16 protein-coding genes are annotated in these 16,489 nt (G+C 66.5%); 6 read left to right on the top strand and 10 right to left on the bottom strand.

Annotated features, from left to right (window positions below; translation table 11 throughout):
• Window positions 1–83: 83 nt before the first annotated feature.
• Window positions 84–4,478: a rhamnogalacturonan lyase family protein gene (locus tag AC5RUU_RS05480; RefSeq protein ID WP_493974195.1), complete on the bottom strand. Its 4,395-nt coding sequence runs from the start codon at window positions 4,476–4,478 to the stop codon at window positions 84–86.
• A gap of 364 nt (window positions 4,479–4,842) precedes the next feature.
• Window positions 4,843–5,277 (bottom strand): DoxX family protein, encoded by a 435-nt coding sequence (locus AC5RUU_RS05485; protein WP_493974196.1) that lies wholly within the window; start codon window positions 5,275–5,277, stop codon window positions 4,843–4,845.
• A gap of 116 nt (window positions 5,278–5,393) precedes the next feature.
• Between AC5RUU_RS05485 and AC5RUU_RS05490 the strand changes: the two genes are divergently transcribed.
• The 3 genes from AC5RUU_RS05490 to AC5RUU_RS05500 all read left to right on the top strand — a co-directional run bounded on the left by AC5RUU_RS05490 (window position 5,394) and on the right by AC5RUU_RS05500 (window position 7,854).
• Window positions 5,394–6,746, top strand: coding sequence for an MATE family efflux transporter (locus AC5RUU_RS05490; RefSeq protein ID WP_493974197.1), 1,353 nt, complete (start codon window positions 5,394–5,396; stop codon window positions 6,744–6,746).
• A 58-nt stretch (window positions 6,747–6,804) separates the two neighbouring features.
• Window positions 6,805–7,395 (top strand): DUF308 domain-containing protein, encoded by a 591-nt coding sequence (locus AC5RUU_RS05495; protein WP_493974198.1) that lies wholly within the window; start codon window positions 6,805–6,807, stop codon window positions 7,393–7,395.
• 99 nt (window positions 7,396–7,494) lie between these two features.
• Complete coding sequence (locus tag AC5RUU_RS05500) at window positions 7,495–7,854, top strand: hypothetical protein (protein ID WP_493974199.1); 360 nt, start codon at window positions 7,495–7,497, stop codon at window positions 7,852–7,854.
• Between the two features lie 28 nt (window positions 7,855–7,882).
• Here the strand turns inward: AC5RUU_RS05500 and AC5RUU_RS05505 are convergent, their stop codons facing one another.
• Window positions 7,883–8,428, bottom strand: coding sequence for a CGNR zinc finger domain-containing protein (locus AC5RUU_RS05505; RefSeq protein WP_493974200.1), 546 nt, complete (start codon window positions 8,426–8,428; stop codon window positions 7,883–7,885).
• A gap of 71 nt (window positions 8,429–8,499) precedes the next feature.
• Between AC5RUU_RS05505 and AC5RUU_RS05510 the strand changes: the two genes are divergently transcribed.
• On the top strand, window positions 8,500–9,543 hold the full coding sequence (locus tag AC5RUU_RS05510) for an EamA family transporter (RefSeq protein ID WP_493974201.1): 1,044 nt from the start codon (window positions 8,500–8,502) through the stop codon (window positions 9,541–9,543).
• Between the two features lie 44 nt (window positions 9,544–9,587).
• Here AC5RUU_RS05510 and AC5RUU_RS05515 read toward each other — a convergent pair whose 3' ends face one another.
• Window positions 9,588–9,851 (bottom strand): WXG100 family type VII secretion target, encoded by a 264-nt coding sequence (locus AC5RUU_RS05515; RefSeq protein WP_009357070.1) that lies wholly within the window; start codon window positions 9,849–9,851, stop codon window positions 9,588–9,590.
• 213 nt (window positions 9,852–10,064) lie between these two features.
• On the opposite strand from AC5RUU_RS05515, the gene AC5RUU_RS05520 reads away from it, so the two are divergent.
• A complete protein-coding gene (locus AC5RUU_RS05520) occupies window positions 10,065–10,337 on the top strand; it encodes a DUF2277 domain-containing protein (RefSeq protein ID WP_493974202.1) in 273 nt (90 codons plus the stop codon).
• A 36-nt stretch (window positions 10,338–10,373) separates the two neighbouring features.
• Here AC5RUU_RS05520 and AC5RUU_RS05525 read toward each other — a convergent pair whose 3' ends face one another.
• The 6 genes from AC5RUU_RS05525 to AC5RUU_RS05550 all read right to left on the bottom strand — a co-directional run bounded on the left by AC5RUU_RS05525 (window position 10,374) and on the right by AC5RUU_RS05550 (window position 15,935).
• Entirely contained in the window at window positions 10,374–12,788 is a 2,415-nt protein-coding gene (locus AC5RUU_RS05525) for a heavy metal translocating P-type ATPase (RefSeq protein WP_493974203.1), read from the bottom strand.
• 23 nt (window positions 12,789–12,811) lie between these two features.
• Window positions 12,812–13,051, bottom strand: a complete 240-nt coding sequence (locus AC5RUU_RS05530) for a heavy-metal-associated domain-containing protein (protein WP_493974204.1) — start codon at window positions 13,049–13,051, stop codon at window positions 12,812–12,814.
• 54 nt (window positions 13,052–13,105) lie between these two features.
• Window positions 13,106–13,450: a metal-sensitive transcriptional regulator gene (locus AC5RUU_RS05535; RefSeq protein WP_493974205.1), complete on the bottom strand. Its 345-nt coding sequence runs from the start codon at window positions 13,448–13,450 to the stop codon at window positions 13,106–13,108.
• Between the two features lie 276 nt (window positions 13,451–13,726).
• Window positions 13,727–14,245, bottom strand: a complete 519-nt coding sequence (locus AC5RUU_RS05540; protein WP_493974206.1) for a universal stress protein — start codon at window positions 14,243–14,245, stop codon at window positions 13,727–13,729.
• A gap of 53 nt (window positions 14,246–14,298) precedes the next feature.
• Window positions 14,299–15,015: a class F sortase gene (locus AC5RUU_RS05545; protein ID WP_493974207.1), complete on the bottom strand. Its 717-nt coding sequence runs from the start codon at window positions 15,013–15,015 to the stop codon at window positions 14,299–14,301.
• Window positions 15,016–15,122: 107 nt separating this feature from the next.
• Window positions 15,123–15,935, bottom strand: a complete 813-nt coding sequence (locus AC5RUU_RS05550) for a hypothetical protein (protein ID WP_493974208.1) — start codon at window positions 15,933–15,935, stop codon at window positions 15,123–15,125.
• Window positions 15,936–16,233: 298 nt separating this feature from the next.
• Between AC5RUU_RS05550 and AC5RUU_RS05555 the strand changes: the two genes are divergently transcribed.
• Window positions 16,234–16,434 carry a hypothetical protein gene (locus AC5RUU_RS05555; protein ID WP_493974209.1) on the top strand — a complete coding sequence of 67 codons (201 nt, stop codon included), beginning with the start codon at window positions 16,234–16,236 and terminating at the stop codon, window positions 16,432–16,434.
• The last annotated feature ends 55 nt before the right edge of the window (window positions 16,435–16,489 follow it).

The following is a 16,489-nucleotide window of genomic DNA, read 5'->3' on the forward strand; positions in this document are numbered from 1 at the left end:
GGGCGGTTACCGGCCGGTTCTGCACCGGGCAGGCTGCCCCGCCCGCCGGACTGGCGGACGGGGCAGCGTACGGGATGCCGGGATCAGCCGGCCCTGGTGTAGACGATATCCGGCTGGCCAGGCAGTACCATGCCTTCGCCGATGAAGAAGCCCGGGTGCGGCGGCTGGTTGTAGGAGATGTTCTCCCTTGCCACGGACAGGCGGTACACCGGATCGTGCATCAGGGTCCGGAGCCGGACGTCCGTGCCGGCTGCGGTGGTGTAGATCCGCAGTTCCGTGCTGTCAGCCGAAGGCCAGGCAATTTCTTCACGCCAGTCACCCAGGAGGTCTGCCTGGACGGCAGGGTTGCCCTTGGTGCTGTTGTTCGACTTTGCGCCTGCTGCGGTCAGCAGCCTGTCACTTGATGCTGCCTGCCAGTTCCACTTGGCGATGCTGGGCGTGCCGGTGCTTGTGGTGGCATCCCAGTCGTGGTCAACGATCTCGCGGAGCAGGTCACCGTCCCACCAGGCCAGGAAATTTGCGGCGGGAATCTTCTCGGCGATCAGCTCGCCCTTCGCGGAGCGGAGCTGGCCCATGGTGGAGTTCCACGCGGAGTCGCCGCCGATGGCCCAGCCCTCGGCACCGGCGTATCGGGGATCGATGTCGCTCATCGCCGCGCGGCCGGTATCCTTCACCGCCGGGATACTCCACAGCACTTCACCGTTTTTGGCGTCCCGGAATGTGGCGCCGCGGTTGCCGCTGGCTCCCATGTCCTCGTGGGCTGCAAAGGTTTCCAGCCCAGGCCGGGACGGGTCGAAGTCGCTGGTGTGGATGGCGTCCCCGTGGCCCAGGCCGGTGGTGTAGAGCGGCTTGCCGTTGTCGTCGATGGTCATGGATCCGAAGATGAACTCGTCCTTGCCGTCGGCGTCCACGTCGGCCACGGACAGGTTGTGGTTGCCCTGGCCACGGTACTGCGCTCCGGTGGCATCGGAGTCGAAGATCCAGCGCTTGATGATCTTGCCGCCCACCAGGTCGTATGCGGCCAGCACGGCCCGGGTGTAGTAGCCGCGGCTGAACATCATGGACGGGCGTTCCCCGTCCAGATAGGCCACGGCGCCCAGGAAGCGGTCCACCCGGTTGCCGTAGGTGTCGCCCCACGCACCCACGTCCCCCCGCGGCGGGTCATAGGCCACGGTGTCCATCACGGTGCCGGTGGCGCCATGGAAAACGGTGAGGAACTCGGGGCCGGAGAGTACATAGCCGCTGCTGTTGCGGTAGTCGGCGCCGGCGTTTCCGATCGCAGTTCCGGCACCGTCACGTGTGCCGTCCGCCGTTTTCATGGCAACTTCAGCCTTGCCGTCGCCGTCGAAGTCGTAGGCCAGGAGCTGGGTGTAGTGGGCGCCGGCCCGGATGTTCGGTCCCATGTTGATCCGCCAGAGCCTGGTGCCGTCCATCCGGTACGCGTCCACGTAGACAGTGCCGGTGTAACCCGCCTGGGAGTTGTCCTTCGCATTGGACGGGGACCACATCTGGAGGATTTCGTACTTCCCGTCGCCGTCAAGGTCGGCGACGCTCGCGTCACCGGCGGAATAGGTGTAGGGCTGTCCGTCCTTGGTGTAATCGTCCGCCGGCTTGTCCAGCCTGACCGCCAGGTAGTCCTGCCCCAGCGGCGTGAACTCCGGCGTCAGCTGGTCACCGCCGGCGCCGATGGCCTTGATGGCGTAGCGGGAAGCGGCCGTCCCTGCCGGGTCCAGGAAAGTGGTGCTGTTGCGGATGGGCTCTTCGGTGAGCTGGACGCCGTCCCGGATCACATGGAAGCCGATCTGCTCCGGATCCAGGCCCAGCATGCGCCAGCCCACCCGCACTCCGCCTTCCGTCAGGAGTGCCACGGGGGCGCGGTCGAGCTGTTCCATCTGCCGGTTGACCACCGTGACCTTTTCAGTCCCCACCACGGGCGAAGGCGCGGACTCGCCGCCGTTGTTCACTGTGGTGACCCGGTAGTAGTACTTGATGGTGGTCAGCACCGTGTAGTCGGTGTAGTTCACCTCGGTGGCGCGGCCAACGTATTCGAACGGGCCGTCCGGCGAGGTGGATCGGTAGACCTGGTAGGCGGCGGCGTTAGCCACCTTCTGCCATTTCAAGGTGACGCTGGTCTTCTCAACGGCCTTGACGTCCACCTTGCCGGTGGCCGCGGGAACCGGGGTGTTGGGGTCCACGAGGGCGCCCTCCACCGTATTGGAGGGGACTGATTCGAGGCCGGTGCTGTCTACGGCGGTCACGAAGTACTTGTAGGTCAGTCCGGGGAACGCGGTGGTGTCCTGGAAGGAGGAAGCCGATACGTTTTCGGCCACCAACTGGGGTTCGGTCTCGAAGGAGGCCTTGCGGAATACCTTGTAGCTGGCGGCGTCCGCAACAGAGTCCCAGGCGAGATCCACGGTGGCCGGATCGGCGGCTGCGTTCACGGCCGTGGTGCGCAGGTTGGTGGGGCCAACCAGCAGCGGGGTGACCTCCAGGCCGTTGAGCCGCTGGCCCGAACCGCTGATGGAGAGGTTCAGCTGCCCGTCCGAGACCAGGACCTGGTTAATGATCTTGGTGGCGGAGGAGGCCCTGCCAGAGGAAACCTGGCCAAACGGGATACCTTCGGCCGCAACGTCGGTCCTGGTGGAGCCGATCCAGTCGCTGTGGTAAGTCTTCAAGGCGTAGGTGCCGTTGGGCACGTCCAGCTGGAACTCGAAGCTGGTGGCACTGAGGACGAAGTCCCGGAGGAGGTTGCTGGTCACAGCCCCGCGGTCGCGGTCGCTGAGGACGGAAGTGTCCTTGAACCCGAACGTCCGCTCCGGTGTGTAGGCCATTGTCCGGTTCACCTCGGTGTAGCCCGGTTCGACTGGCGCCCCCACCGGGCCGAAGTCGAACTTGTACTTGGCCTTTTTGGTGGTCACGGCCAGTGCGTCGCTGGGCTCGGACATGCCCTTGCCGTTCATCGCTGCCACCCGGACGCTGTACGCCGTCCCTTCGGCAAGTCCGGTCAGGCTGACGGTGGGAACCGTTGACGAGGTGGTGAGTTTGTACGCGCTGTCAGGCTCTTCGGCGGGCTTCCGGTACACCTTGTAGATGTCCGCACCTTCCACTGGCTGCCATTTGAGCAAGGCACCGGCGTTGGAGATACTGCCGGCCACCAGGCCCTGCGGCCTGGCAGGAACGGACGACGGCGGTGCGACCTCCCGCACGCGTGCCGCCAGCGGCACGTTCAGCCCTTTCACGCCACCCGCAACCAGGCGTGCAATCTGGATGGCGCCGTATTCCTGGAAGTGGGTGTTGTCCACTGTGCCGGTAGGCCGGTTGGGGTACACGCCGGCGTCGACGTGGAGGAAGACCGACTTGGTGTCCTCGGGGCCGATCTCGTCGTAGTAGGCACGGCTTGAGGCCGAGAGGTCCACGAGGGCCACGTTCTCCTCGGCCGCCAGCTCCTGCATCTTGGCCACGTACTCCGGGAAGCTGACACGGAACTTCCCCGTGGCCTCGTCATAGTCGCGGCGGCCCACGGGCGTCACCAGGATGGGGGTGGCGCCCCGCTGGCGGGCGCCGTGGACGTAGGTCCGGAGGTATTCCTTGTAGTCGGCGGGGGAGGCGTAGCGGTCGTCAACGCCGATGGTGGCGTCGTTATGGCCGAACTGGACCACCAGGTAGTCACCGGGGTTTATGACGCGGAGGATCTCGTCGAGCCGTCCCTGGCTGATGAAGTTCTTGGAGCTTCGGCCGCCAATGGCGTGATTGCGGAACGTGACAGCGCTGTCGAAGTAGCGCTCGATCATCTGGCCCCAGCCAGCCTGCGGAACATATCCGGCGTCGTAGGTCTGGACAGTGGAGTCCCCGGCCAGGTAGACACCTGGATCGGCGGTGGCTGTGCGCGGGGCCCGGGCAACGATGACGAGCGAGTTGATCTTGGCTGCCGTGCCGCTGAAATCAAGGTTCAGCTGGCCGTCCACCAGCGAAATTGGAAACTCCATTTCCAGGTACTGGCCCGCAGGCTTGTCCGTGGTCTGGACCTTGGCCATCTTTTCGGCCGTGATGGCGATGTTGGTAGCTTCCGTGGCGTCCCCGGCTATCAGCTTGACCGTGTAATCACCGTTGGGCAGGTCCACCAGGAAGGTGCTGCCCTGGGCCTGGACGAAGTCCGAACGGAGGGCGTCGCCCGTGCCGCGGTCAGCGCCGGAGGTAACGGCGGTGTCCGTAAAGCCGAACTTCCCCCCGGCGGAGTATTGCGTGCCCGCATCAACGCGGGTGTACCCGTCGGACGTTGTGCCGGGGCCGAAATCGAACTTGAACCCGCTGCCCACGGGCGGCAGGGCGGTATCGGCGTGGACCGCGGGAAGGCCGGTAAAGGCAATCGCGGCGGAGGCAGCAGCTGCGGTGGCAGCCTTTGCGCCGGAGGTGAAGATCCTCCTGCCCAGCGGTGGGCTTTCCTGGGGACCGGGACTGGCTTGCGGGGGTTGGTTCACGGACATCTCCTTCGATGAGCGGTTGCAACACAGCCCGGGGCACAGCTTGGAACGATTCAAAAACCGGGCGGGCAAACGAAAGCGTGCCTGGCGTTTGGGGTTGTTCCCCTAAAAGAGACGTTGATGGAGAAGCTGAGACCTGGGTGCGGGTGATGCAGCTCGCACGCTGCACTACATATGGTCTATCAGCGCGCACTGGCTCAGGGCAAGCGTTTTCCCGGAATTTCCTGTGTTCTTGTGGTTCTATTTGTTCACCCGTGTTAGTCCGAAGGTCCCGTGGGTTGACCGGTGTTGTGATTAACGCACGACGGCGGCCGTGCACACAGGTGCGAAGCCGCCGTCGTGCGTTCTTCTTCGGTCCGGTCTAAGCCAGGGCCGCCAGCCTGGAATTTTCGCGGCCGAAAAGGGCGCGGTCCACGGAGAGGCGGCCAGCGCCGGTGAGTGCCAGCGCGAAGGCGGCTGCTGCCAGCAGCAGGACCAATTCATAGCCGCCGTTTGCGGCGAAGACGCCCGCGGACGCATGCACAAGGAGTAGGGCGCCCAGCATGTCGAGTGCCAGGAGGGCTGCAATAACCCGGGTCAGGATGCCCAGGATCAGTGCGATGCCGCCGGCGAGCTCGAGTGTGGCGACCACCGGGGCGGCAATCTCCGCCGCGGGCACGCCCATCTTGGCGAACGAGGCCTGGGTTCCGGCGATGGTCCATTCGGAGAACTTCTGCCAGCCGTGGGCTGCAAAGAGGAAGCCCAAAACGATGCGCAGGGCCGTGAGGGCGGTTGTGGTAAGTCGGGACTGGTTCATGCGTTCCAGTCTCTCCGAGAATGGTTGAAGAGTCAACTATTGGGCTGAAGGTGTGGGCTTTGTCATGCGTGCCCGTCCGGAGGCGAGGCCTGGGGCCCGCCGGTTAGGCTGGCAGAGTGCCCCAACCTTCCACTCCGCTACCCGTCTTGGCCCGCAAAGGCCACGCGCGGGAAATCCTTCGCCTTGCCGTACCCGCGTTCGGCGCGCTCGTCGCCGAACCGTTGTTCCTGCTTGCGGATTCCGCCATCGTGGGGCACCTCGGGGTTGCCCAGCTGGCGGGCGTCGGACTGGCATCGGCTGTGCTGCACACCGTCGTCGGGCTCATGGTGTTCCTGGCATACTCCACAACACCGGCGGTAGCGCGCGCCATCGGCGAAGGGCAGTTGGGCAAGGCCCTTGCAGCCGGGCGCGACGGCGTGTGGCTGGCGCTGCTCCTGGGTGTGGTGCTGGCGGTGGCGGGCTTCATGGCGGCCGAGCCGCTGATTGGCCTGATGGGTGCGCAGGGCGAGGTGCGCAGCTTCGCGGTGGATTACCTCCGCTGGTCCATGCCCGGACTGGTGGCGATGCTGCTGGTCTTCGCAGGCACCGGCGTTCTCCGCGGCCTGCAGGATACGCGCACGCCGCTGGTGGTGGCCACCGCCGGCTTCGGGCTCAACATCGTCCTTAACCTGTGGCTGGTCTATGGCCTCGGCTGGTCGGTTACCGGCTCGGCAGTCGGAACCAGCGTGGCGCAGTGGGCCATGGCCGCTGTCTATGTGGTCATGGTACGGCGCAACGCGGTGCGGCATGGCGTCAGCCTCATGCCCAGCTGGCGGGGGATCCGCAGCATGACCAAAGTGGGCTCCTGGCTGATGCTGCGCACGCTGAGCCTGCGCGCAGCCATCCTGGCGACCGTGCTGGTGGTGACCGCACAGGGTGCCGCCAACCTCGCCGCCCACCAGCTGGCGATGACCATCTTTTCGTTCCTGGCTTTTGCCCTGGACGCCCTGGCCATTGCCGCGCAGGCCCTGATCGGCAAGGAGCTCGGCGCCTCCAACGGGGCGAAAGCACGTGTGCTCACGCGGACGATGACGCGCTGGGGAACCGGCTTCGGCGTGCTGACCGGTCTGTTGCTGGCCGCGGTGGCGCCCTGGGTGGGAGCCCTATTCACACCGGACCAGCAGGTGCAGTCCTTCCTGGCAGTTGCGCTGTGGGTCCTCGCCGCCGGCCAGCCCGTTGCCGGATACGTCTTTGTCTTGGATGGGGTGCTCATTGGCGCCGGGGATGCCCGGTACCTCGCCCTGGCCGGGCTGGTCAATCTCGCCGTGTATGTCCCCCTGCTCGCGGCTGTTGCCTGGTCTGGTGCCGCAGGAGCAGCGGGCCTGGGCTGGCTGTGGGCAGCCTTCGCGCTGGGGTACATGGCCGCCCGTGCAGTCACCCTGGGGCTCCGCGCCAGATCGGACCGCTGGATGGTTTTGGGTTCGGCCTGATTCGCAGTCATGCGCAGCTGTTGATATGCGCGGCGCGGCTCCCCACTAAACTGGACCGGTGACGCAACCACTTACACCCGCAGGCGCTGCGCCGGGAACCACTGCCGGGACCGATCTTTGGAGGCCGGTCCTGCTCCGCTCCGCGGCTGCGCTCGTGTTCGGTGCCGTGACCATCTTCTGGCCGTCGCCTTCCATCGAAGTCATGGGCTGGGCGGGCGGGCTCTACCTGCTGGCCACCGGCGTGATCACCCTGTGGGGCGCCCCCGCCTCCGGCTTCCCGCGTGACTCCGCGCCGGGCAAGCTGCTCTCCGCCGGCGGCTCCGTACTGACAGGCGCGGGTTTCGCACTGTTGGTGCTCCACGGGGACCTGCTGTTCGCTGTCATCGCCGCGCTCGGCCTGGCTGTTGCGGGTGCCTTGGAATTGTGGTGCGGCGTTCGCCACCGGGGCCGGCATGTCCTGGCGCGGGACTGGATCGCATCCGGCGTCGTTGGCCTCGGAACCGCCGCTGTCCTGCCCTTCTTCATCGGCTTGGGTGCCCATGCCCTGCTTGGCGTGGCCGGCGGAGGCGCGATTATTTCCGGGGTTTTGTGGGTGCTTTCCGGACTGACGCTTCGGCATGATGCCCGGACCGGCGCCGGAAAGCCGTAAACTAGGAAAGCACGGTTCTACTTACTGTAGAAAAAGGGCCGGGCAGACCACCAACGTAAACCAGGACGGCCGGCATGCCGCCTGCAGGGAGGATTTACCGTGGCAGACCAGCATCCAGGAAAACCGCGCAAACTGCGGACCTCGGTGAAGGGGCCGCTGATGTTTTCCGCGTTCTGGGCCGTTGTCACCTTCGTTGCCGTGTTGATCTTTGCCTCGGGCGGCAGCGCCAAGGTGCCCCGCTTCGACCTGGCCTTCACCGGCGCCGGCATCGCGTTTATCGTCACCCTGGTGATCGCGGCCATGCTGTCCATGAGTTACAAGGAAAACGCCGAGCACCTGGGCAAGGGCTCCGGGATCAATCTCAGCTCCGCCAAGAAACCGTCCCACGGCTTCGGTACACCCGGCGCAGAAAACCCGCCCGCTTCCGACGCCGGCCCCGAGGGCCCAGCGGGCCGCTGACCCGGAGTGCCGCCAAAGGGTGGGCGCGCTAGCCCGCCGCCGCCTGCCGTGCCCGATAGGCGGCCACGTGGGCCCGGTTGGCACAGTTCCCGGTATCGCAGTACCGCTTTGACCTGTTCCGCGTGAGGTCCAGTACAACGGCGTCGCAGTCATCGGCCTCGCACGTGCGCAGCCGGTCCAACTCCTTGCCGCGGATCACGTCCGCCAGGGCCATCGCTGCCTCCGTGCTCATCCGGTCCGCAAGGGGGGCTTCGGGCGCGGTGGCGTGCAGGTGCCAGTCCCACGCGTCGTGCTTGACCAGCTGGGGCAGCGCGTTTGCCTCGCGCAGCAAGCGGTTCACCGTGTCCACGATCGTGTCCTCATCGGCGGTCCAGAGGTCGGCAAGCTGGCGGCGCAGCGCCCGGACGCTGGCCAGTTCCGCCGCGTCCCTGGTCCGGGAGCCGGTAAATCCCTCGGCTGCCAGGAAGGCGTCGAGATCCGACTGGGAGGCCAGCCCTTCCCTTCCGTTTGCCGCGGAATTGATGAGGTCCACCACGGAGCGCAGCGCCACCTCAGTGTCAGGGGCAAAAACCATCTTGACTCCTTACAGTGCAGACGAGTACTGTCATGACCAATACCCCACTTTACCCCTGACAGGAGGCGACGGTGCCTGCCGCCAATAACCACCCCCAAAGCCGCCCGGCACCTGCGCGGGGATTCCTGGCATCCGGACTCGGCATTGCGCTGTTCTCCTCCGCCGTCTTCGGCACCTCTGGCTCGTTCGCCAAAGCCTTGCTGGAAACCGGCTGGTCAACCGGTGCGGCTGTGACGCTTCGACTCACTGGCGCCGCCCTGATACTCGCCATCCCTGCCCTGTTCGCGCTGCGGGGGCGCTGGCACCAGCTGCGGGACAACTGGCTGACCATCCTGCTGTTTGGCCTGATCGGTGTGGCGGCGTGCCAGCTGTTCTACTTCAATGCCGTGGCCCGGCTGTCCGTGGGCGTTGCACTGCTCATGGAATACCTGGCGCCTGTCCTGATCGTGCTGTGGCTATGGGCCGCCAGCCGGAAGCGGCCGCGGGCACTGACGCTGGGTGGAACCCTGCTCTCCCTGGGCGGCCTAGTGCTGGTCCTGGACCTTACCGGGGCGGTGAGGGTCGATCCCATCGGTGTCCTCTGGGGCATTGCCGCAGCTGTCTGCCTGGCCATGTACTTCTTCATCACCGCCAGGGAGAACGACACCCTGCCGCCCATCGTGCTGGCCTCCGGCGGCCTTATGGTGGGTGCTGCCGTGATGTGGCTTGCCGGTGGCACGGGCCTGCTGCCCATGACCTTCAGCACCGCTGACACAAAACTCGGAGCGTGGGTGGCTCCCTGGTGGATATCCCTGGCCGGCCTGGTGGTCCTGGCAACGGTGCTGGCTTACGTCTCCGGCATCGTGGCCGCGCGGGCCCTGGGCTCCAAGGTGGCGTCCTTCGTGTCGCTGACAGAGGTCCTTTTCGCAGTGGTGTGGGCCTGGCTGCTGCTGGGGGAACTGCCCGGTGCCATCCAGCTGCTGGGCGGCGTCCTGATCGTGGGCGGGGTCATCCTGGTCCGGCTGGATGAACTCCGTGCTTCTGCGGCGGAAACAGTAGGGGTGGCTGGCCAGGAGGCGGCACCAAAGGTGCCGTCACCGCTGGCGCACGCGAACGACGTCGAACCCGTCCCCTAAGTGCCGCACCGAACCCTGCCGGCGATGCTTGCGCAGCCGGAAGCTTAGCGGGAGGCCTGGCTCTGCTCCTCGGCGTTCCGCTTTGCCTGGCTGCCGGCATCCTTCAGCGCTTCAGCAACCTTGGTCAGCATGGCGGTGTGGGTTCCGGACCACTCGTTACGGAACTTGTCCGCGTCCGGGCCTTCCCAGTTGGTGCTGCTCAAAACCTTGGTGAGAGTGGACTTCTGCGTCTCGATCTCGGACGCGCCTGCCTGAAGCTTGCTGCCGAGCTGGCGAAGCTGCTCAACGTCTGCACCCCAAATAGCCATCAGTTTCTCCTCTTGGTTAGTGGATCCGAATACGGTCGGCATCCCCAGCGGCCTCCCGGCTCATCCGGAAGATCCATCGCCTAAAACCTATCCCGGCCCTTCAAACAGTGTCGATGGGCACCCCTGCCCATGCCGGGCTCCCCATGGACGGGTGCCCGCGGACGCGTACAGGAGGGGTCGATCCCAGGCGCTCCAGAGCCTAGCATGGGCTTTATGTGCCGGAATATCCGAACCCTCCACAACTTCGAGCCGCACGCCACCTCCGAGGAGGTGCACGCCGCCGCACTGCAGTATGTGCGCAAGATCAGCGGCAGCACCAAACCCTCCAAGGCCAACCAGGAAGCGTTCGATGAGGCGGTCCACGAGATCGCCCACATCACCCAGCACCTCCTGGACTCGCTTGTCACGCAGGCTCCGCCCAAGGACCGGGATGCAGAGGCCGCCAAGGCCAGGGCACGCGCCGCCGTGCGTTACGGCGCTGCCTGAAACGCCCTGTCTCCGTTTTCTCCCGAATACGGGCAGCTACTTGCCGAAGCCCCGCAGACGCAGCGAGTTGGCCACCACCAGGACCGAGCTTGCAGCCATGGCTGCACCGGCAATCATGGGATTGAGCAGTCCCAGCGCGGCTACCGGGATGCCCACGGCGTTGTAGAAGAAAGCCCAGAACAGGTTGGTCTTGATGGTGGCCAGCGTCTTCCGGGACAGCTCGATCGCCTGGGCAACCTGGGCGAGGTCGTTGCCCATGACGGTCAGGTCCGCGGCTTCGATGGCAACGTCCGTGCCGGACCCCATTGCGATCCCGAGATCCGCCTGCGCCAGCGCGGCGGCATCGTTGACGCCGTCACCGGCCATGGCGACGGTGGCGCCGCCGGCCTGCAGCCTTCGGACCGCCTCCACCTTTCCTTCCGGCAGGACGCCGGCGTAGACGTCCCCGGTGTCGATGCCGACGGCGGCGGCTACCTGGGCAGCCACGGCGGCATTGTCGCCAGTCAGCAGGATGGGGCGCAGGCCCAGGTGCCTCAGCCTGGCGACTGCCGCTGCCGACCCCTCCTTGACAGTGTCCCGCAGGCTGATGATGCCGGCCGGGACGCCGTCCACCGCGACCCAGATTGCTGTGGCGCCGCCCGCTTCCGCCGCCGCCAGCGCCGCATGCTGCTCTTTGGTGAAGCACACGTTGTTGTGCTCCAGCCACCCGGTCCGCCCGGCCACCACCTGCCGGCCCTCGACGGTCCCTGCCACTCCGCCGCCGGGCGCGGAACGGAAGGCCTGCACGGTAGGCAGGGGGCCGCCGTCGTCCGTTGGCTGTGGCTCCTTGGCGGCCACGGCGATGGCGCGCGCCACCGGATGCTCGGACGCTGCCTCCACCGCCCCGGCCAGCCGGAGTACGTCGCTTCCCTCAAAGCTGCCGAATGCCGTGACGGCGTCCACGGCAAGGACGCCGGTAGTCACGGTACCGGTCTTGTCGAGCAGGATGGTGTCCACGGTGCGGGTGTCCTCCAGGACCTGCGGCCCCTTGATGAGGATGCCCAGCTGCGCTCCGCGGCCGGTGCCGGTGAGCAGGCCCACCGGTGTGGCCAGTCCCAGGGCGCAGGGGCAGGCGATGACCAGGACGGCGACGGCGGCCGTGAAGGCCGAGCGGATCTCGGCGCCTGTTACGTCCGGGCCTGGGAGGAGGAGCCACACCGCGAAAGTGGCCACGGCGATGGCCAGGACCACCGGCACGAAGACTGCGCTGATGCGGTCCGCCAGCCGGGCGATGGGTGCTTTACCGGTCTGCGCCTGGGACACGAGGCGTGCCATTTGGGCAAGGGTGGTTTCGGAACCTACCCTTGTTGCCTTGACCAGCAGCCTGCCGGAGGTGTTGATGGTTGCGCCGGTGACAGTTGTTCCCGGTCCCACTTCCACCGGGACGGACTCGCCGGTGACCAGGGACGCGTCCACTGCTGAGCTGCCGTCCACCACCACACCGTCGGTGGCGATCTTTTCGCCGGGCCGGACCACCAGGACGTCGCCAACCTGCAGCCGGTCCGCAGGGATCCGGTGTTCCACGCCGTCCCGGACAATGGCTGCGTCCTTGGCGCCGAGGTTGATGAGGGCCTGCAGGGCATCGCCGGCCTTGCGTTTTGCGGTGGCCTCCAGGTACCTGCCCAGCAGCAGGAAGGTGGTGACAACCGCGGCCACCTCAAAGTAGAGGCCGCCGGTTTCCATCCCCTCCATGCCGGGGTGTTCGGTCATGCGGGGGTCGAGGGCGAGTTGCCAGGCGGAGAACAGGTACGCCGCGGCCACGCCGAGGGACACCAGGGTGTCCATGGTGGACGCGAAGTGCCGGGCATTGATGGCTGCGGCGCGGTGGAATGGCCAGGCGGCCCAGGACACGACCGGCAGTGCCAGTGCAGCAACAATCCAGCCCCAGTTCGGGAACTGGAATACCGGGACCATGGAGATCAGGAACACGGGAACGGTCAGGATGGCGGCAACAAGAAGGCGGGGCCTGAGCTGGGTCGCCGTGCCGCCGTGGGCCACGGGGTCGCCAGACGCGTCGCCATGGGCAACTTGCTCGGCATGCCCGCCCGTTCCTCCCAGGCCGCTCCCTCTGCCCACCTCAGATGCATGCTGACGCAAGTCCCCGGTGTCGCCGCCCATGGGCAAGGTACCTGTTGTTCCGGCAGTGGGGCCAGCTGCTGCCGCCCCCGCTGCATGGCGAAGCCGGGCCTTGTAGCCGGCCGCGTTGACGGTGTCCACCAGTTGCTGGTCCGTAATGCCGGCCGGGACGGTGACGTGGGCTGATTCGAGCGGAAGGTTGACGGACGCTTCCACGCCTTCGAGCTTGCCGAGCTTTTTCTCCACCCGGTTGACGCATGAGGCGCAGGTCATGCCCTCGATATCGAGTTCCACCTCGCGTGTGCCGGGCGGCCGGAGCAGCTCCTGATGACTCATGTCCGTTGTCCCTGCTTGTCTTTCTAGGCTTCGTTGGCGACGACCAGGTATCCGGCCTCCGCCACGGCCTCGCCGATTTCGGACGGTGAGAGCTTCTGCATGGACGTGATGGTCACAGTGGAGATGCCGCCGGCGTTGAGTTCAACGTCCACGGCTTCCACGCCCGCCAGGGCTTCGAGTTCTTCACTGACCGCGGAGACGCAGTGTCCGCAGGTCATGCCGGAAACGTTGACGGTTGTGGTGGTGGGGGAGGTGGTGCTCATGGCTGTCTCCTGTTGGTTTGGCCGGCGGTGGCCGGCAATGGGGGCGGCGGGGTTTCAGCGAAGCAGCCGGCCGATGGCGTCGGCCGCTTCCTTGACCTTGGCATCGATGGCTTCGGCGCGGGCTGCCGGGTCAGGCTCGGCGGCGGCGCCCACCACGCAGTGGCCAATATGCTCCTCGACGAGTCCGAGGCTGACGGCGTGCAGGGCCTTGGTGACGGCGGAAACCTGGGTGAGGATGTCGATGCAGTACTTGTCCTCGTCCACCATCCGGGCAATGCCGCGCACCTGGCCTTCGATGCGCTTCAACCGGCGAAGGTAGGCGTCCTTGTTGCCCGTGTACCCGTGCTCGGGCCGTTGGTCTCCTGAGGGCAGGGCGAGTGCTTCTTCTATGGGCCTCATGGACCCACCATATACCCCCATGGGGTATATGTCCAAGTACCCGACGGGGGTATCCCAAGCCCGCGGGGAATGCGGCACAAAAAAGCTCCGGAGTGCGTTATTGGGGGATACGCACTCCGGAGCAGCTTTTGGGCAAACCCGGCATCCACCTGCGTGGACCGGCCTGCTTGAATCAGCTTACTGGGTGGTAGTGCACTCCGCCAGCACCACGAATAACTACTTTCGCTTTATTATTCAAGCCCCTTTTTTCGTGCCATCAGCAGCACCGGCACAGGTTCAGGGCTTGTCCTGGTGCGCCGGCATCCGGTAGGGAACCACCAGCACGGGCCTGCTTTGATGATGGGTCAGCCAGGCACCCACCGAGCCGTTCAAAGCCTCGGCCAGCCGGTGCGAGAAGCCGCGCTCCGATGTTCCCACGATGATGATTGGTGCGTTGGCTTCGGCGGCGAGGCGGCCCAGGGCGCGTGCCGGGTCCCCGGCAAGGGTGCGGAGCGTCCAATCCACCGTGCCGCTGCCCGGTGGCACCTTGTCCACTGCGGACCGGATGTCCGTTTCCAGTTCCGTTGACAGCGCCCGGATCTCCCCGTCATCGGCGTCCGGATGAAGGGAAAGGCGGTGTGCCGAGCGGGCAGGGTCCCACTCCACCAGGTAACTTGCCTCGTCCACGTATGCGCACACCAGGGGCGTGCCGAGCCGCGCGGCCAGGGCGGCAGCGGTCTGCAGGACCTCGGGATGCTGTTTGGGCATGATCCCCACCAGCAGCGGGCCGGTGCCGCTGAACCGTTCCGATGTCATAGCTCATTCTCCGTCCGGGCAGGGGCAATGAACAGGTCTTGCAGGGCTGCGGATCATGAAACCGCAGGTGAGGCGGTCACCACCACGTTCTTGCCCCACGGGTCCTGGGTAAAGCAGCTAATGAGGACCAGCCGGTTGGGCACGATGTCCCAGATGGGGCTGTCCTTCAAACTGGACTTCACGTAGGTGGTCACGCTATCCACCTGGTAGGACATGACGCCCGACGCAGTGTCCACCTCGAAGCGGTCCCCCACCCGCGATGCCGAGCTCAGCTGGTTGAACGGTGCCTCGGCTCCGTCCCAGCTGTGGCCGATGACGTACGTCGTGTTGGCCGAACCCTCCCCGGGTGTACCGAACGGTGCCAGCCAGTATCCGTCCTTGGTCTCCGGCGGAACGATGGTCTGGCTGGCCTGCGCAGCACTGTCCAGCTCCAGTGGATGTACCGGGACATCAAAGCCTGCCGACGCATACCGGATCCGCACCGGTGCTGCTGCCGCCGGCAGTGGAGACTGGGATGCCGGTTGTACAGCCGGGGTGGTGGGTGCGGGCGCGGCGGGTGCCGGCGCAGCGGAGGAGGCGTCCAGAGGTGCCGGGCTCGCCGTTATACCGCTTCCGACGGCGGCCGGCTGCGGCAAATGGAGCAGCGGTCCGCCGAAGGTGATGGCCAGGAAGGCAAGGCCGCCGGACAGGAGGATGGCGAGGTCACCGCGGTTCCAGCCCCGCCGCGGACGACGGCTTCGGGCCGCATGCCGGCTGCGTTCCTGGGACATTGCGCTCCTCCGCGCTCGAAGTGGATGAAAGGAAGGAAGGCGCCCCGCCGGGCACTGGCGGGACGCCTTCCTTGTCAGAGGCCGCCGGCGGCGGCTCGATGGCGGGTTTAGCCTGCTGCGGAGGCGCCGGACCTGCGCCGCACAGCCACTGCCGCTCCTGCCGCCACCAGTGCCCCCAGGCCACCGAGCCAGGCGGGGGAACCTTCAGTTCCGCCCACCGCGGTCTGGGCGTTGTAGCCCTGGTTGGTACCCAGGCTGGTCGAAGCCGTGGCGGCCGCACCGGTGCGTACCGGTGCCTGGGCCGCGGCGGCGGGCTGCGCGGGAACCACCACGGCACCGGCTGCCGGCGGGGCCACGGCCGGCGGAACAACAACCGGAGCGGCCGCCGGCGGCTCGACGACGTCCGCGGGTACTTCGGCGGGTGTCTCACCAGGCGTGACAACGGGCGGGTCAACGACGACCGGGGGGACCACGACGACAGGGGGGTCAACGACGACGGGCGGGTCAACGACGACCGGGGGGACCACGACGACAGGGGGGTCAACGACGACAGGGGGGACCACGACGACGGGCGGGTCAACGACGACAGGGGGGACCACGACGACGGGCGGGTCAACGACGACGGGCGGGTAGATCGGCGGAACTTCGCCCGGCGGCAACGCGGCGCAGTTGGCGATGTAGAGGATCTTCCCCGCATTGGTCCAGTTCTGGCCGCCAGGCAGTTTCGAAGTGGGTGGGATGATGTCTGCGGAATGCTCGTCGTGGCCGCCGAGGCCGTTGACATTGAATTCCAGCGGTGCCCAGGATCCGCCGTCGCCGGAATGGCAGACGATGACTCGCTCGGAGGCAGCCATGGCGGGCGCCGTCAGGCCGATCAACCCCAGCCCTACCACCCCCAGAGTGGCAAAAGTACGTTTCATTGTTTTCTCCCCAGTATGTGTGAAACGGACCATGGCGAGGGGGAGTAGCGGTGACTCTGAGTGCCCCAGCAGCACGGTCAGCTTGCTTGTTGTTTCAGGCTAGGGCGGCAGCAAGAGGCAGTCGCGAGTAGCAGGTACTCGACTTTGCAAGCCCCTGATCTGCGGCGATACCTGCTCCTACGCGGAAATCGGGTGAAACTACTTGTTCCTCGGTGGGCAGCGGGGTCCGCCAAAGCAGCACCCTTGAACGTGGCCATGCCCGCGCCTAACGTTGAGTCAGACGAAAGGGTGTGACGGCATGGAAATCTACATGTGGTGGCTGGACCTGGACCTCGACACCAAGGAGTGGCTGCGGGAAAATCTCCGTGCCGGGGAGCTGCCGCTTCCTGTGATGCAGGGCATCGCGGAGGCAGGCGGACCGCACCCGGACAATCCCGCTGCAGTGCTCACTGATGCGGACTGGGACTTCATCGAGACGCAGTCCGAGTTTGTGGACTAGGCGAGCAACCCAGGACTAAAGGGTCGGGCCCTGCCCGCCAGAAAACCGTTGCGGG

This window comes from Arthrobacter sp. K4-10C, from assembly GCF_059090085.1.

Excerpts from the sequence above, each read along its gene's own strand:
- AC5RUU_RS05485 (WP_493974196.1), bottom strand. The coding sequence starts at position 5,277 with ATGAACCAGTCCCGACTTACCACAACCGCCCTCACGGCCCTGCGCATC.
- AC5RUU_RS05505 (WP_493974200.1), bottom strand. The coding sequence starts at position 8,428 with ATGGTTTTTGCCCCTGACACTGAGGTGGCGCTGCGCTCCGTGGTGGAC.
- AC5RUU_RS05515 (WP_009357070.1), bottom strand. The coding sequence starts at position 9,851 with ATGGCTATTTGGGGTGCAGACGTTGAGCAGCTTCGCCAGCTCGGCAGC.
- AC5RUU_RS05520 (WP_493974202.1), top strand. The coding sequence starts at position 10,065 with ATGTGCCGGAATATCCGAACCCTCCACAACTTCGAGCCGCACGCCACC.
- AC5RUU_RS05525 (WP_493974203.1), bottom strand. The coding sequence starts at position 12,788 with ATGAGTCATCAGGAGCTGCTCCGGCCGCCCGGCACACGCGAGGTGGAA.
- AC5RUU_RS05530 (WP_493974204.1), bottom strand. The coding sequence starts at position 13,051 with ATGAGCACCACCTCCCCCACCACCACAACCGTCAACGTTTCCGGCATG.
- AC5RUU_RS05535 (WP_493974205.1), bottom strand. The coding sequence starts at position 13,450 with ATGAGGCCCATAGAAGAAGCACTCGCCCTGCCCTCAGGAGACCAACGG.
- AC5RUU_RS05540 (WP_493974206.1), bottom strand. The coding sequence starts at position 14,245 with ATGACATCGGAACGGTTCAGCGGCACCGGCCCGCTGCTGGTGGGGATC.
- AC5RUU_RS05545 (WP_493974207.1), bottom strand. The coding sequence starts at position 15,015 with ATGTCCCAGGAACGCAGCCGGCATGCGGCCCGAAGCCGTCGTCCGCGG.
- AC5RUU_RS05550 (WP_493974208.1), bottom strand. The coding sequence starts at position 15,935 with ATGAAACGTACTTTTGCCACTCTGGGGGTGGTAGGGCTGGGGTTGATC.
- AC5RUU_RS05555 (WP_493974209.1), top strand. The coding sequence starts at position 16,234 with ATGGAAATCTACATGTGGTGGCTGGACCTGGACCTCGACACCAAGGAG.